Annotated in this window: 13 protein-coding genes; 3 read left to right on the top strand and 10 right to left on the bottom strand. The window is 59.1% G+C overall.

Annotation, left to right across the window (positions count from 1 at the left end; translation table 11 throughout):
• Positions 1-43: 43 nt before the first annotated feature.
• The 3 genes from mazG to rlmD all read right to left on the bottom strand — a co-directional run bounded on the left by mazG (position 44) and on the right by rlmD (position 4591).
• Entirely contained in the window at positions 44-847 is an 804-nt protein-coding gene (mazG, locus tag ACSMDR_RS13495) for a nucleoside triphosphate pyrophosphohydrolase (RefSeq protein ID WP_436468589.1), read from the bottom strand.
• 60 nt (positions 848-907) lie between these two features.
• A complete protein-coding gene (gene relA / locus ACSMDR_RS13490) occupies positions 908-3115 on the bottom strand; it encodes a GTP diphosphokinase (protein WP_005898891.1) in 2208 nt (735 codons plus the stop codon).
• A gap of 153 nt (positions 3116-3268) precedes the next feature.
• Entirely contained in the window at positions 3269-4591 is a 1323-nt protein-coding gene (rlmD, locus tag ACSMDR_RS13485; RefSeq protein WP_436468588.1) for a 23S rRNA (uracil(1939)-C(5))-methyltransferase RlmD, read from the bottom strand.
• 231 nt (positions 4592-4822) lie between these two features.
• On the opposite strand from rlmD, the gene barA reads away from it, so the two are divergent.
• The 3 genes from barA (at position 4823) to ACSMDR_RS13470 (ending at position 9018) form a co-directional block, all read left to right on the top strand.
• Positions 4823-7537 carry a two-component sensor histidine kinase BarA gene (barA, locus tag ACSMDR_RS13480; protein WP_436468587.1) on the top strand — a complete coding sequence of 905 codons (2715 nt, stop codon included), beginning with the start codon at positions 4823-4825 and terminating at the stop codon, positions 7535-7537.
• Positions 7538-7620: 83 nt separating this feature from the next.
• Positions 7621-8100, top strand: a complete 480-nt coding sequence (locus tag ACSMDR_RS13475) for a YehS family protein (RefSeq protein ID WP_005898884.1) — start codon at positions 7621-7623, stop codon at positions 8098-8100.
• Between the two features lie 3 nt (positions 8101-8103).
• On the top strand, positions 8104-9018 hold the full coding sequence (locus tag ACSMDR_RS13470) for an N-acetylmuramoyl-L-alanine amidase (protein WP_436468586.1): 915 nt from the start codon (positions 8104-8106) through the stop codon (positions 9016-9018).
• Between the two features lie 102 nt (positions 9019-9120).
• Here ACSMDR_RS13470 and pdxJ read toward each other — a convergent pair whose 3' ends face one another.
• The 7 genes from pdxJ to ACSMDR_RS13435 form a co-directional block, all read right to left on the bottom strand.
• A complete protein-coding gene (gene pdxJ / locus ACSMDR_RS13465) occupies positions 9121-9858 on the bottom strand; it encodes a pyridoxine 5'-phosphate synthase (RefSeq protein WP_005898880.1) in 738 nt (245 codons plus the stop codon).
• 195 nt (positions 9859-10053) lie between these two features.
• The gene (gene recO / locus ACSMDR_RS13460; RefSeq protein WP_005898878.1) at positions 10054-10758 is read right to left on the bottom strand and encodes a DNA repair protein RecO; all 705 of its coding nucleotides are present in this window, start codon (positions 10756-10758) and stop codon (positions 10054-10056) included.
• Positions 10759-11658, bottom strand: a complete 900-nt coding sequence (gene era / locus ACSMDR_RS13455) for a GTPase Era (RefSeq protein WP_436468585.1) — start codon at positions 11656-11658, stop codon at positions 10759-10761. It abuts the gene before it with no gap.
• Positions 11659-11719: 61 nt separating this feature from the next.
• Entirely contained in the window at positions 11720-12391 is a 672-nt protein-coding gene (gene rnc, locus ACSMDR_RS13450) for a ribonuclease III (RefSeq protein WP_040319056.1), read from the bottom strand.
• A 2-nt stretch (positions 12392-12393) separates the two neighbouring features.
• Complete coding sequence (gene lepB, locus ACSMDR_RS13445; RefSeq protein ID WP_436468584.1) at positions 12394-13317, bottom strand: signal peptidase I; 924 nt, start codon at positions 13315-13317, stop codon at positions 12394-12396.
• Between the two features lie 3 nt (positions 13318-13320).
• Entirely contained in the window at positions 13321-15114 is a 1794-nt protein-coding gene (gene lepA, locus ACSMDR_RS13440) for a translation elongation factor 4 (RefSeq protein ID WP_436468583.1), read from the bottom strand.
• 116 nt (positions 15115-15230) lie between these two features.
• The gene (locus ACSMDR_RS13435; RefSeq protein WP_436469321.1) at positions 15231-15692 is read right to left on the bottom strand and encodes a SoxR reducing system RseC family protein; all 462 of its coding nucleotides are present in this window, start codon (positions 15690-15692) and stop codon (positions 15231-15233) included.
• Positions 15693-15749 lie beyond the last annotated feature (57 nt).

Below are 15749 nucleotides of genomic sequence, written 5' to 3'. Positions count from 1 at the left end.
ACAAAAATCTATCAGGCCCGGGCGCCGGGCGCTTTGCGCCAAATCAACTTTGCTCGGTTTGCTTGGCCCTGTCCCAGGCTGCATCGAGTTTTTCCAGGGAACAATCGGTCATCTTGAGCCCTTCTGCGGCGATAAAGTGCTCAACTTGGCGAAAACGGCGCTCGAACTTGGCATTGGCGCCACGCAGCACTTGTTCGGGATCCTTACCCAGATGGCGAACCAGATTGACGGTGGCAAACAGCAGATCGCCAAGCTCGTCGCTGACCCGATCCTCGTCCACATCCGCCATCAACGCCTCTTCCATCACCTCATCGATCTCCTCGTGGATCTTGTCCACCACGGGGCCGAGGGTCTTCCAGTCAAACCCCACTGTGGCGCAGCGCTTCTGGATCTTGGCAGCCCGGGTCAGGGCTGGCAGTGCGAGCGGTATATCATCGAGCACACTCTCTTTATCCAGCGCAGCCCGCTCCTTGGCCTTTTCTGCCTCCCAGTTCACCTTCACCGCCTGCTCGTCGCCAAGGTCGGCATCGGAGAAGACGTGGGGGTGGCGGCGGATCAGCTTCTCGCTCACGGCATCGACAATATCGGCGAAATCAAACAGCCCCTGCTCCTTGCCAAGCTGGGCGTAGAAGACCACCTGGAACAGCAGATCGCCGAGCTCCCCTTTCAGCCCCTGCCAATCTTCGGTCTCGATGGCATCGGCCACCTCATAGGCCTCTTCCAGGGTGTGGGGCACTATGGTCTGGAAGCTCTGCTTGAGATCCCAGGGACAACCGCCCTGCGGGGAGCGCAGTTGAGCCATTATTTCGAGCAGTCGGGGCAGGTCGTAGCCTTGGGTATTGGACATGGGGTCTTCGCTTTCGATTCGTCAAAAGAGTGACCGGCCACACGGGCCGGTCAGCGGAGTTTAGAGGCGCTTGGCGCTGATCACGTCATTAAGCTGACTGAGCTTGGCCAGGGCGCGGTTGAAGGCATTGATGTTGTAGATCTCCAGCTCCATGTCGATCTCGGCGGTCTGATCCTTGACGTTGGAGCGCGAGCGCACCCCCATGACGTTGATCTTCTCGTTGGCGAGCACTGTGGTGATGTCGCGTAACAGCCCGGATCTGTCATTGGAGAGGATGCGGATGGTCAGGCCATAGCCACCGGAGTAGTTCTCCCCCCAGACCGCATCGATCAACCGTTCGGGGTTGCGGCGAGACAGCTCTTTGAGCTGCTCGCAATCCTCCCGGTGGATGGAGACGCCACGACCCATGGTGATAAAGCCCTGGATGGAGTCTCCGGGGATCGGCTGGCAGCAGCGGGCGATATGGGTCATCAGGTTGCCCACCCCCTCCACCACTATGTGATCCTTGGGTTTGGTGCGGAAAGGCGTATTGGCCTTCTGCTCCAACTTCGCCAGCAGGCGACGATCTTCCTCTTCCGCCGATGGCTTGTTGTAGCGGGTATCCAGATAGTTGAGCAGCTGATTGATGCGGATATCACCGCTGCCTATACCCGCCAGCAGATCGTCAAGCTCTTCGGCGTTGAAACGCTCCAGAGCCTGCTTGTCGACCTTGGAGAGAGTCAGATTATGTCTATCCAGCTCTTTATCGAGCAACTCCTTGCCGGCGGCGACATTCTTGTCCCGATCCAGTTTGCGGAACCAGGTGGCGACCTTGGCGCGGGCCCGGCTCGAGCGCAGGAAACCGGCATTGGGGTTCATCCAGTCTCGACTCGGGTTCGGCTCCTTCTGGGTGATCACCTCCACCTGATCACCGGTCTGCAAGGTGTAAGTAAAGGGCACTATGCGGCCATCTATCTTGGTACCGATGCAGCGGTGGCCGATCATGCTGTGCACGTGATAGGCAAAATCGAGGGGCGTGGCGCCAGCCGGCAAGTCGATGACATCCCCTTTCGGGGTGAATACATAGACTCTGTCTTCGAACACCTGACTGCGCAGGTCTTCGAGCAGGGATCCGCTCTCTGAGAGATCCTCCTGCCAGGCAAGCAGTTTGCGCAGCCACTCGATCTTGTCTTCAAAGGTAGTGGTCTTGCTGGCCTGGGCTCCTTCCTTGTAGCGCCAGTGGGCCGCGACGCCAAGCTCGGCATCCTGGTGCATCTGATCGGTCCGGATCTGGATCTCTACCGCCTTGCCCTCGTTACCCACCACCACTGTGTGGATAGACTGGTAGCCATTGGGCTTGGGGTTGGCGACGTAGTCGTCAAATTCGCGGGGAATATGGTGGAAGTGGGTATGCACTATGCCAAGTGCCGCATAGCAGTCCTGCAGTCGTTTGGTGACGACCCGCACCGCTCGCACGTCAAACAGTTCGTTGAATTCGAGGTGCTTCTTCTGCATCTTGCGCCAGATGCTGTAGATGTGTTTCGGGCGACCATAGACCTCTGCCTCGACCCCAGCCTCTTTCAAGGCATCGCGCAAGGATTGCACGAACTCGCGGATGTAGCGTTCGCGGTCCAGGCGCTTCTCGTCAAGCTGCTTGGCGATCTGCTTGTAGGTTTCCGGGTGCAGGTAACGAAAAGCGAGATCTTCCAGCTCCCACTTGAGCTGACCTATCCCCAGCCGGTTAGCCAGCGGCGCATAGATGTTGGTGATCTCCTGGGCCATCAGCACCCGGGTCTCTTCATCCGCCAGCTTGGCCTCGCGCAGGCAGGCTATCCGCTCCGCCAGCTTGATCACCACGGCGCGTACGTCCTCGACCATGGCGAGCAGCATGCGACGCACATTGTCGACCTGCTCCGGTGACGTCTCGCTGCGATGCAGGGTCTGCAGGGAGCGGATGGCCTCCATCTCCAGCACACCTTCCACCAGCTTGGCGATCTTGGTGCCGAAATCTTCTTCCATCCGGGCAGCCGGGATAAGGCCCGTCTCGACGAAGGGGTAAAGGATGGCGGCCTTGAGGGTGGCGACATCCATGTTGAGCATCATCAAGATGCCCACCATCTCGACCCCGCGCACCAAGAGTCTGGAGGTCAGTACCTCCTCACCCTGGCTCACGCAATACTTGTACACGGTTCGCAACTGGTCTTGTTCAGCTTCACCAAGAGAGAGAGAGCTTATCCACTCGTCCAGGGTAAAGTTGTCTTTCAAATGAATATCGCGAACCGCAACCATGGTATCAATCCTTAATTATTGGGGCCCAGGCTGACGCCTGACCCCGCACTTTGACGAGACTCGCCTCAAATGGGGATGCAACAACCGAATTTCAAGCCGGAGGTAGCGTCCGGCTGTGGTTGTTCTCCCTGGCGAGGCATCAGATTACTGCAATCACCCCAGCTCGAACAACGCCATGGATTCGAGATGGCCAGTGTGCGGGAACATATCCAGCATGCCGAGTCGACTCAGGCGATAACCCCCTTCGATCAACACCTTGCTGTCCCGAGCCAGGGTGACCGGATTGCAGGAGACGTAGACCACTCGCTTGGGGGAAAGTTTCACGACATGTTCCATCACGGCCAAGGCGCCCGGACGAGCGGGATCCAGCAGGACCAGATCAAAACCCTCCCTCGCCCAGGACATGCCGGCGATATCACCACTCAAGTCCGCCTTGTAGAAGCGGGCATTGCCAATCTCATTGCGCTCGGCGTTCTGGGTGGCCCGCGCCACCATGGCAAGATCCCCCTCCACCCCGACCACTTCCCGGGCCTTGCGAGCCAAGGGCAAGGTGAAGTTGCCAATGCCACAGAACAGATCCAGCACCTTGTCCCCGGCTCCCACGTCGAGCCAGTCGATGGCTTGGGCCACCATTGCCTGATTGATGCCGCCATTGACCTGAATGAAATCGCCGGGAGCAAATGCAAGAGCCAGGCCATCTAGTTGATAAGAGGGTGCAAACTGTTGGCTGAGCGCTTCAATCTGGTCATCTGCCGCCTGCAGATAGAGATCGATGCCAAACTCCTCGGTAAACGCCAGCAGCAGGGCACGATCCATTTCGTTTGGCCGACCAGTGTGGCGCAGCAGCATGAGCACGCCCTGCTCGGCCTGGATCAACTCTACGTGGCCCAGCTCCCGCTGACTCTTGAGCCCATTCAGACAGGCACGCAGCGGGGCGATCAGCATTGAGAGGGGATCGGTCAGCACGGGGCAACTGCCTATTTCGACCAAATCATTAGACTGGCGACGGCGAAAGCCGAGTCGGGTACAGCGGCCATTCTTGTCAAATTTGATTGCCAGGCGACAGACCCGGCGATAGGGACGGGACTCCCCTGCAAGGGCCGGTGCCAGCTCGGGAGCCTGAATGTTGCCAAGGCGGGAAAAGAGGCTAACCAGCCCGGCCTGCTTGGCGGCAAGCTGATCGGCACCGCTCAGGTGCTGGGCATTGCAGCCACCGCACTCGCGATAATGACCACAGAAGGGCTCGATGCGGTTCTCGGCCGGACTCACCACCTGCTGCAAGACACCGTGAGCATACTGCTTCTTGTCCTCGGTGAGGCGAACCTTGACCCGTTCACCGGGCAGGGCCCCTTCGACGAAGACAGCTTTGCCCTGATGGCGACCGATGCCGACGCAGTGATGGTCCAGACTGTCTACCGTAATTTCAATACGTTGGAGCTGGGTGGATTTCTTTTGGGGCTTGAAAAACTGGGCCATAAAACTTGGTGCCTATAGGTGGCTATGTCATGATTGTGGAATCTGCAGCAGGCTATTGTCCCACAAGAATAATAGTATGACCAAATCCGGCCTGCGGGCTCGAGCCCTGTCGTTAACCCTAATTACCAACCCTGATGATCGGGGGACCATTCGCATGACCCTATCCTGCCTGCGCACTCATGCCTTGTCATTCACCTTATTGCCACCCCTGATGAGCGGGGGACTGACCCCATGACCAAATATGGCCTGAGAGCCCGCGTGCTCGCCTTTACCATATTGCCAACCCTGATCATCGGCGGCTTGATGGCCGGTTATTTCACCTTCCACCGCTACCAGCAGCTGGAAAACAACCTGATCGACCAGGGCATCAACATCATAGAGCCCCTGGCGATCGCCAGTGAATACGGCATGACCCAACACAGCCGTGAATCGCTCAAACGGCTGATTGGTCTGACTCACCGAAAAAACTCACCGCTCATCAAGTCCATCGCCGTCTTTACCCAAGACAATCAGCTGTTCGTGACGTCCAATTATCACAGGGACTTCACCCGGCTGCGACTGCCGGACGGCAGCCAGATCCCCGAGCTTACCAGCGTCACCCTGTACGGGGACGACATCATTCTACGCACCCCCATTCAGGCCGAAACCAGCCTGGATGGCTTCCCGCTGCCCAGCGATGTCGAGCCCCCCGTTATTGGCTACATCTCGATGCAGATGACCACAGACAGAGCCATGATCCTGCAATACCGCGATACCTTCTTCGCGGTGATCATGGTGCTGATTGGCATCGCCGTCAGCACCCTGTTCGGCTTCAGACTGGTCAAGAGCGTGACTCAGCCCATCACGGATATGGTGCAGGCGGTGCACAAAATAAGGGAGGGGCGACTCGATACCCGAGTCAGCGGCCAGCTCACCGGCGAGCTGGATATGCTGAAAAACGGCATCAACGCCATGGCCAAGGCGCTCTCCGAATATCACGAGGAGATGCAGCAGAATATCGATCAGGCCACGTCGGATCTGCGGGAAACACTTGAACAGATAGAGATCCAGAACGTCGAGCTCGACATGGCCAAGAAGCGAGCCCAGGAGGCGGCCCGGGTCAAATCCGAGTTCCTCGCCAACATGTCCCACGAGCTGCGAACCCCCCTCAATGGTGTCATCGGCTTCACCCGTCAACTGCTCAAGACGGCGCTGACGCCGAGCCAGACCGACTATATGCAGACCATTGAGAAATCGGCCCGCAACCTGCTCGGCATCATCAACGACATCCTCGACTTCTCCAAGCTGGAGGCAGGCAAGCTGCAACTCGAGCATATCCCGTTCAGCCTGCGCGATACCCTCAACGAAACCATGCACCTGCTCGGGCCAAGCGCCCACGACAAGCAGCTCGAACTCTCATTGCGCGTCGATAGCGAGGTCCCGGATCATCTCACCGGCGATCCCATGCGGCTGCAACAGGTGATCACCAACCTGGCGGGCAACGCCATCAAGTTCACCGAGCAGGGCAACGTGGATGTCCACATCAGTCAGAGCGGCCCCCTGCACCAGGGAAGATTCCGCCTCAATGTGCAGATCCGCGATACCGGTATCGGCATCTCGCCAGATCAGCAGCGCCAGCTGTTCCAGGCCTTCAACCAGGCAGACTCCTCCATCTCCCGGCGTTATGGGGGAACTGGCCTGGGTCTGGTCATCACCCAGAAGCTGGTACAGCAGATGGGCGGACTCATCCGGTTCGAGTCAGAGCTCGGACAGGGATCCGTGTTCACCTTCAGCCTGGATCTGGAAGTCTCTCCCCTGCCCCAGGCCGATCAGCTGCCGCTGGACCGTATCCGCGGCAGGCGAGTCTGGCTGCTGGAGCCGGATCCCTTCGCTCAGGCTTCTCTTTGCGCCCTGTTGAAGGAGTGGTTACTGGATGTCGTTCTGGTGGAGCCCAACGCCCCCTGGCCCACCATCACGGACCAGGACATGGTGGTGATCGGCAGCAGCCAGCGTCACAGCACAGAGTCGGTATTGGCCCGTCTTGATGATCTCAAGGGCCAGCAGAATCGCATCGTGTTGCTGAGCAGCCACGAACCCGCCTTGTACGAGACGATGCACCAACATGGGGCCCAACATTGTCTCTCCAAGCCCATTAATCACCGCAAGTTGCTCCATGCCCTGCTCTCGCCGGAGGCGATCAAAAACGAGCCTTTGGCGCTGCCCCTGATCCCCCCCCGGCAGATTGAGGACATCAGGGTGCTGGCAGTCGATGACAACGCCGCCAACCTCAAGCTCATCGCCGCCATGCTCAAGGAGATGGTCAGCCAGGTCGTGCTGTGCAAGAACGGCAAGGAGGCGGTCAAGCAGGCCCAGAGCCAGGGCTTTGACATCATCTTCATGGATATACAGATGCCGATCATGGATGGCATCAGCGCCACCCAGGCGATCCGCAGCCAGTCCCTCAATACCGAGACGCCCATAGTGGCGGTGACGGCCCACGCCATTCCCGGTGAGCGCGAGCGCCTGATCCGTCAGGGCATGGACGACTACCTGGCCAAGCCCATCGACGAGGCCATGCTGGCTCAGCTCATCAAGGACTTTGCCCACCGGCGCCACCAGAACAGTGCCATACAGCAGATCGACTGGACCCTGGCCGTGCGCCAGGCAGCCAACAAGCCCGAGCTTGCCAAAGAGATGCTGACCATGTTGCTGATAAGCTTCGACGAACTGGATCCCCTGCTGGATGCAGCCATCCGGGGGGAGGCCGAACAGCAACAGGTGCTGGATCAGATCCATAGGCTCAATGGCGGCTGTGCCTATTCCGGCGTACCCGGCCTGCAACGGCTGCTCTCCCAGCTCGAGCAGCAGCTGCGTGATGGCGCGGCCCTGGCCGAACTGGAGCCCGAGCTGCTGGAGTTGCAAGACGCCATAGAACAGGTGCGTGCCGAGGCGCCCCGCTACCTTTGAAGGGTACCAGCGCAGCCTTGGCCGCTTTTTCTGACGCAAAGTCCGGTAAATGGTAAAGTTGCGCCGTTTCTACAGGAGTCAACATGACGAATAACGATATTCTGCGCCGTCTGCGCTACGCCCTCACCATCAGCAACGACCAGATGGTCGAGATGTTTGCCAAAGGCAACTTGACCGTCGATCACGCCCAGCTCCACAGCTGGTTGCTGAAAGAAGCCGCCGAAGGGGAAGAGCAAGAAGCAGGTTTTGTCGCCTGCCCTGACGCCGCCCTCAGCCAGTTCCTCGACGGCATGATAGTCGTGCGTCGTGGTGTACGCGAAGACGCGCCGCCCCAGCAGATCCCCAACAGGATCAACAACAATCTCATCTTGAGAAAATTGCGCATCGCCTTGAATTTCAAGGAAGATGACATGCTCGCCACCCTCAAGGCTGCCGACTTCAAGCTCTCCAAATCCGAGCTGAGTGCCCTGTTCCGCTCCAAGGATCACAAGCACTATCAGGATTGTGGCGATCAGATACTGCGCAATTTCCTGCTTGGCCTGACTGCGCAGCTGCGCGGCTGAGTCATGGCTGCGCCGTCGCTCCCCCGCCTGAGCCGATCTACTGGCCTGGGGCGGAGCGCGGCGCCGCTCTCCCCTCTGCGACTCTGCACAACTCTCTTGCTGGCGTTCCTCGCCCTGCAAGGCTGCAAACCCGCCAGCTATCGACTCGAACACCAATATCAGAGCGCCAGCCAGGATGAGCGCATCGCCTTCCTGATCCTGCACTATACGGACGAGGACGATGATCACTCTCTGCACCTGCTCACCCAATCCCCCTACAAGGTCAGTGCCCACTATCTGGTGCCCCGTACGCCGGACCGTACACCGCTGCCCGTCTACCAGCTAGTACCGGACGGCCAGCGCGCCTGGCATGCCGGTCGCAGCCGCTGGCACCATCAGGCAGGGCTCAATGCCAGCTCCCTTGGCATCGAGATAGTAAACCTTGGCTATGACGCCACCGATGCCGAGTTGCCGGTCGATGCTCGTCACTGGCAAGCCTTCACCGAGGCGCAAATCGCCGCCGTTGGCGAGCTCAGTCAAGCTCTCGTTGCGCGCTACCATATCCCCCAGACCCAGATACTGGCTCATAGCGACATAGCGCCGACCCGCAAGCTGGATCCCGGCCCCCGCTTCCCCTGGCGGCGCCTCCATCTGGAATACGGGGTGGGTGCCTGGCCCGACGAGGAGCGGGTGGCGAAATTGCATGCCGAGCTGGCACATGACCCCCAGGCTCGCTGGGATGCGGCCCGCTGGCAGCAGGCGCTTGCTCGTTATGGTTATGACCTGCCCCAGAGCGGAGATTGGGATGCCCCAAGCCGGGACGCCCTGCGTGCCTTCCAGCTGCATTTTCGCGCGGCCAGAGTCGACAGCGAACCCGATGGCGAGAGTCAGGCTATCCTGATGGCCCTGCTTGAGAAGTACCATCCACCGCATCCCTGATGCCGAGCGCCAGACTAGCTCCAGCCCTGCCCGCCCCCAAAAAAGAAACCGCCAGCGGATAGCCCGCTGGCGGTTCGTACCACGTTTTGCCAGCGGAGGATGTCAGACGCTGGCGCGCGCTTCCTGCATCAGGACACGCATGTCGGCAACCGCCTTGGCCAGGCCGTCGAAGGCGGCACGGCCGATGATGGCGTGGCCTATGTTGAGCTCATAAATCTCGGGAATGGCGGCGATAGCCTGAACATTGTGGTAATGCAGGCCGTGGCCAGCATTGACCTTGAGGCCTTTCCCGGCGGCATAGGAGACACCGGCGGCGATACGCTTGAACTCCGCGCAGCGCTCACTGTCGGTGGGGGCATCGGCATAACGACCGGTGTGGATCTCGATGAAGGGAGCGCCACTCGCCACGGCCGCGTCTATCTGCTGGTAATCCGCATCGATAAACAGTGACACCTTGGCACCCACCTCACTCAGACGACGCACCGCCTCGCTGATTTTATCCAACTGACCAGCCACATCCAGACCGCCCTCCGTGGTCACCTCGGTGCGCTTCTCCGGTACCAGGCAGACGAAGTGGGGCTTGATGCGACAAGCGATAGCGATCATCTCCTCGGTCACCGCCATCTCCAGGTTCATTCTGGTCTGTATCGTCTGGCGCAGGATCTCGACGTCACGGTCGGTAATGTGGCGTCTGTCTTCGCGCAGGTGAACCGTGATGCCATCGGCCCCGGCCTGCTCGGCGACGAAAGCGGCTTGTACCGGATCCGGGTATTGGGTGCCCCGGGCGTTGCGCAGGGTGGCAATGTGGTCGATGTTCACACCCAGATAGATATCGCTCATTAACTACTCCTTGAAAGTCTGTATAAAAATCCACGGCTGGCCTGGTCATTCTCTGGCCAGTACAGGCAAAGATGAGAGAGTCCATGGCCCCAAGTTCACGCCGAGCAGCTGACCTTTCACTTGATAAACCACACACGACGCTTTAGCTCACGCGTTCTGACACCCAAGAGGCTGCGGCGCCAACTGCCGTCAGCCTCAGGGATTGCTTCTTCGCTTCAAAAACAGCTCTCTGCTTTTTAACTGACGCTTTCCCAGATAGGGCTGCAACGCCAGCCGGCTGAACCGTTTGGCCGCCTGCAACAACGCCGGGCTATCGAAGCGCCCCTCGGCGAAGGCCAGCAGATGGGCGCCGAGGAACAGGGTACGGGGATCTGCCGTTCGCTCGCAAGCCACGAAACCGAGTTCGCGCTCGAAGCCATACAACAACTCGGGCCTGATGATGCTCTCATCGTCGGCGGCATATTCAAAATCCACCGCATACCCAAGGGATTGCAGCAACAGGAACTCGAAACGGCGCAGAGGAAGTTCAGGGGTTTCGCCATCGGTGAGCGCCATCAGCGCGCGGGCATAGCCGTCAAACACCTCGGGAAAGGGGGTGTGGGCTTCCAGCAGGTAATAAACCAGCTCGTTGAGATAGAGACCGTAGAACAGCAGATCGCCTCCGAGGCGCAGGGAGTAATCCGGGCACTCGACTTCGGTCAGATTCTTGAGATCGCCCTTGCCACGCCAGGCGATGGTGAGCAGAGAGAAGGGTTGCAACAGTCCCTTGAGAGGGGAGCGTGGCCCGCGAGAACCGCGAGCCACCAGGGTAAATCGGCCACTATCCTGGGTAAAAACCTCGACCAGCTGACTGGTCTCCCGATAGGGCCGACTGTGGATGACAAAGGCCGGCGTCAGCAATCAGTCATCGCCATAGCCGAGGCTGCGCAGGGCGCGCTCATCATCGGCCCAACCCGACTTGACCTTGACCCAGAGCTCCAGGTGCACCTTGTTCTGGAACAGACGTTCCATGTCGATGCGCGCCTCCGTGCCTATGGTCTTGATCTTCTCCCCCTTGTTGCCGATAACCATCTTCTTCTGGCCATCGCGCTCCACCAGGATCACGCCATTGATGTAGTAGATACCGTTCTCTTCTACCTTGAAGCGCTCTATCTCCACGGTCACCGAGTAGGGCAGCTCTTCACCGGTGAACCGCATCAGCTTCTCGCGGATGATCTCGGAGGCCATGAAGCGGGACGAACGATCGGTCACGTAATCTTCCGGGAAGAAGTGGACGTTTTCCGGCAGCTGCGCCTTGGACCATTCGCGGATTTTCTCCACGTTGGTACCCTTTTCGGCACTGATCGGCAGGATATGGGCGAATTTCATCTGCTGACCCAGCCACTCCAGGTGGGGCAACAGGTCTTCCTTGTCCTTGACGTTGTCGATCTTGTTGACCGCCAGCACCACGGGACAGGGCAGATGGCGCAACTTGCCCAGCACCATGTCGTCATCCTTGGTCCAGTGGGTACCATCGACCATGAATACCACCATGGCCACATCCCCCAGCGAACTGGTGGCGGCACGGTTCATCAGGCGGTTGATGGCCCGCTTCTCTTCGATGTGCAGACCCGGGGTATCCACATAGATGGTCTGGTAGTTCTCCTCGGTGTCTATCCCCAGGATCCGGTGACGGGTGGTCTGGGGTTTCTTCGAGGTGATGCTGACCTTCTGGCCGAGCAGTTTATTGAGCAGGGTGGACTTGCCCACGTTGGGACGGCCCACGATAGCGACGAAGCCGCAATAGGTGGTATCTGTCATGACCATTTTTCCAATGCTTGTTGTGTTAAAAGACCGCGCCTTGCCGGATCAGTCAGACCTGTCATGACAGTTTTTCCAATGCTTGCTGCGCCGCAGCCTGTTCGGCCTTGCGGCGGCTGGTACCGACCCCGATAAGGGGCTCATCCAGACCATCCACGGCACAGTGCACAGTGAACTCCTGGTTGTGCGCCTCACCCTTGACCTTGGTCACGGTATAGGTCGGCAGGGATTTACGGCTTCCCTGTAATATTTCTTGCAGACGGGTCTTGGGATCCTTCTGATCTATGCCCGGGCGTATCTCGTCCAGGCGGCTGGCGTACCAATTGAGCAGCAGGCGGCGCACCGCCTCAAGATCGGTATCCAGATAGACGGCGCCTATCACCGCCTCGACCGTATCGGCCAATATGGATTCACGGCGATAGCCACCGCTCTTGAGCTCGCCCGGGCCCAGGATCAGGTGATCCCCCAGCTCGAATTCGCGGCCGAGTTCGGCGAGTGTCTTCTCGCGCACCAGGGTGGCACGCATCCGGCTGAGGTCCCCTTCCGCCGCTTGCGGGAAGCGATGGAAGAGCGCATCAGCAATCACCAGGCTGAGGATGGAGTCCCCGAGGAACTCCAGACGCTCATTGTGGCGGGATCCTGCGCTTCTGTGGGTCAGGGCGCGGGTCAACATATCCTTGTCTGAAAAGACATGCCCGAGACGGGACTGCAGTCTGTTCATCTTGATATTCATCATTACTTTATTCCGCCGATGCGGTTGAAGCGCACGTCAGTCGGCACCCAGCTTGGCAGCCAGGAACTCTCGTCGCGCTCAAATTCGAAACTGATCCAGATGGCAACGGCCTTGCCGACCAGATTTTCCTCGGGCACGAAGCCCCAGAAGCGGCTGTCGGTACTGTTGTCACGGTTATCGCCCATCACGAAGTAGTGACCCTCTGGCACTACCCACTCATCCGGATAGGTACCGGGTTGGCGATAGTAGCGATCCACCAGATCCGGCATCAAGGGGTTGCGCAGGGTATCGTGGCTCACGCTACCCAACTGCTCGGTAAAGCGATCCAGCGGTATCCCCATCTGGCTGAATTCACCTCGCTTGTCGAAGGTGACATCGAGCTTCTTGAAGCCCGGGCACGTTTTCCCTTCCTGTTCTTCACACTTGGGACGGATCATGATCTGCTTGTTGCGATAGATGACCCTGTCTCCCGGCATGCCAACCACACGCTTGATGTAGTCAACCCGGGTATCCAGCGGATACTTGAACACCACCACATCCCCGCGCTCAGGCTCACCGGTTTCCAGGAACTTGGTGTTGCTGACCGGATCCTTGAGGCCGTAGGCAAACTTCTCCACCAGGATGAAGTCGCCCACCAGCAGGGTAGGCATCATGGAACCCGACGGGATCTGGAACGGCTCGAACAAGAAGGATCGCAGTATCAGCACTAAGGTGATGACGGGGAAGATCCCCGCCGTCTGCTCGATCCATACCGGCACCGGGGCCACCTTGGCGAGGGTCTTCTCATCCAGGCCTGCACCACCATGGGCACGGGCCACGGCAATCTTGGCGGCCCGCTGCTTGGACCACACCAGCTTGTCGATACACCAGATAATGCCGGTCACCAGACAGACGATGACCAGGATCAGGGAGAACGTGCTTGCCATCTATTAGTCCTTTCCAACGTGGAGAATGGCGAGGAAGGCCTCCTGCGGCACGTCGACACGGCCCAGGGACTTCATTCGCTTCTTACCTTCTTTCTGCTTGTTCAGCAGCTTCTTCTTCCGGCTCACATCGCCGCCATAACACTTGGCTGTCACGTCTTTGCGCAGCGCCTTGACGGTGCTGCGGGCGATGATCTGGTTGCCGATAGAGGCCTGAATGGCGATATCGAACATCTGACGCGGGATCAGCTCACGCATCTTCTCCACCACCTGGCGACCGCGATACTGGGCGTTCTCCTTGTGGGTGATGATGGCCAGGGCATCGACCCGCTCACCGTTGATCATGATGTCCAGACGCACCATGTCGGAAGTTTCGAAACGCTTGAAGCCGTAATCCAGGGAGGCATAGCCACGGCTGGTCGATTTCAGGCGGTCGAAGAAATCGAGCACCACTTCCGCCATGGGGATTTCATAGGTCAGTGCCACCTGCTTGCCGTGATAGACCATGTTGGTCTGCACGCCACGCTTCTCGATACACAGAGTGATGACGTTGCCCATGTACTCCTGCGGCAACAAGATGTTGCACTCGGCGATGGGCTCGCGCATCTCTTTGATGTTGTTCACAGGCGGCATGGCTGACGGGCTGTCGATGCGAATGGTAGAGCCATCGTTGAGTTCGATTTCATACACTACGGTCGGCGCCGTGGTGATGAGATCCAAGTCGTACTCCCGCTCCAGACGCTCCTGGATGATCTCCATGTGCAACATGCCGAGGAAGCCACAACGGAAACCGAAGCCCAGCGCGGTGGAGCTCTCTGGCTCGAAGAACAGGGAGGCGTCATTCAGGGAGAGTTTGTCCAGTGCATCACGGAACGACTCATAGTCATCGCTGGAGATGGGGAACAGACCCGCATACACCTGTGGCTTGACCTTCTTGAAGCCCGCCAGCGCCTTATCGGCGCCATTCTTGGCCTGGGTCAGGGTATCGCCGACGGGGGCACCGTGGATATCCTTGATGCCGCACACCACCCAACCTACCTCGCCGCAACCCAGACCCTGGGTATCGACCTGCTTGGGCGTGAAGATGCCGATGCGATCCACGCCCCACACCTGACCGGTGCTCATCACCTTGATCTTGTCGTTCTTCTTGAGGGAACCGTGCTTGATGCGCACCAGGGAGACGACCCCCAGATAGGAGTCAAACCAGGAGTCGATGATCAGCGCCTGCAGCGGTCCATCGGGATTGCCTTCTGGAGGCGGAATGCGGGCAACGATCTCTTCCAGCACAAGATCGACTCCCAGACCTGTCTTGGCGGAGCAGCGCACCGCTTCCATGGCGTCGATGCCGACGATGTCTTCAATTTCTTCGGCGACTCGCTCGGGCTCTGCGGCCGGCAAGTCTATCTTGTTGAGCACTGGCACCACTTCCAGCTCCATTTCCATGGCGGTGTAGCAGTTGGCCAGAGTCTGTGCCTCAACCCCCTGACCGGCATCGACCACCAGCAGCGCCCCTTCACAGGCAGCCAGCGAGCGGGATACCTCATAGGAGAAGTCCACGTGACCCGGGGTGTCGATAAAGTTCAGCTGGTAAGTGTTACCGTCGTTGGCCTGGTAGTTCAGGGTCACACTCTGCGCTTTGATGGTAATGCCGCGCTCGCGCTCCAGGTCCATGGAGTCAAGCACCTGAGCCTGCATCTCGCGGGTGGACAGGCCACCGCAAGTCTGGATCAGACGGTCCGACAGGGTCGATTTACCGTGGTCAATGTGCGCAATAATCGAAAAGTTACGAATGTATTTCATCGAGCAGGGATCACTCAAATTAGGTTAGGGCCGGATATGGAGGCAGGATTTTACTGGATAACCCGCTAAACGGCCAATCTTTAGTCTGCGGGTAGGCCAGGCGCTGGCCAACATGGTTATGACAGGGTGCGAGTAGTGAGTACCGCGCCCAAAATGCGGGGACCATAAGCCCCCTGATCGAGACGGTTTGAATAGAAGCGGACCAGCAGGAAACCCAGGGCGCCGCCGCCCAGACAACTGAGGATGGTAATGCCCTCTCCCCCCTCAAGCAAGGGCGCCAACCAGAGCTGGCCGAGCAAGGCGCCAACGAGCAGGTAAAACAGGGGCAACACATAAACCAGGGCCGCGCCCCGTAACAGACTCTGCTGGGGAATGCCGAGCCGCACCTGCTGACCCACCGCCAGCGTCATGGTCCTGGGTACCCGGATCCGTTGCTGACGCTGGGGAAAAGCCTTGGCAACCGTACCAGTGCCGCAGTTGGACTGCTGCTGACAGCCACTGCAGGCTGAGCGCCGCTCGCACTCGACCCAGACGTGCTGCTCGTCAATGGCGACCACTGTCGCCACCTCTTCGCTCATCTCATCCAAGGTTCGGTTCCTCCGTTCGCTGATCGCGCCCACCATACGTCATCCGCA

It is taken from the genome of Aeromonas molluscorum, assembly GCF_051376105.1.
Classification (GTDB): Bacteria; Pseudomonadota; Gammaproteobacteria; order Enterobacterales; family Aeromonadaceae; genus Aeromonas; species Aeromonas molluscorum.
Note: the sequence above shows the minus strand (reverse complement) of the source record. Positions and strands in the feature narration are given on the sequence as shown.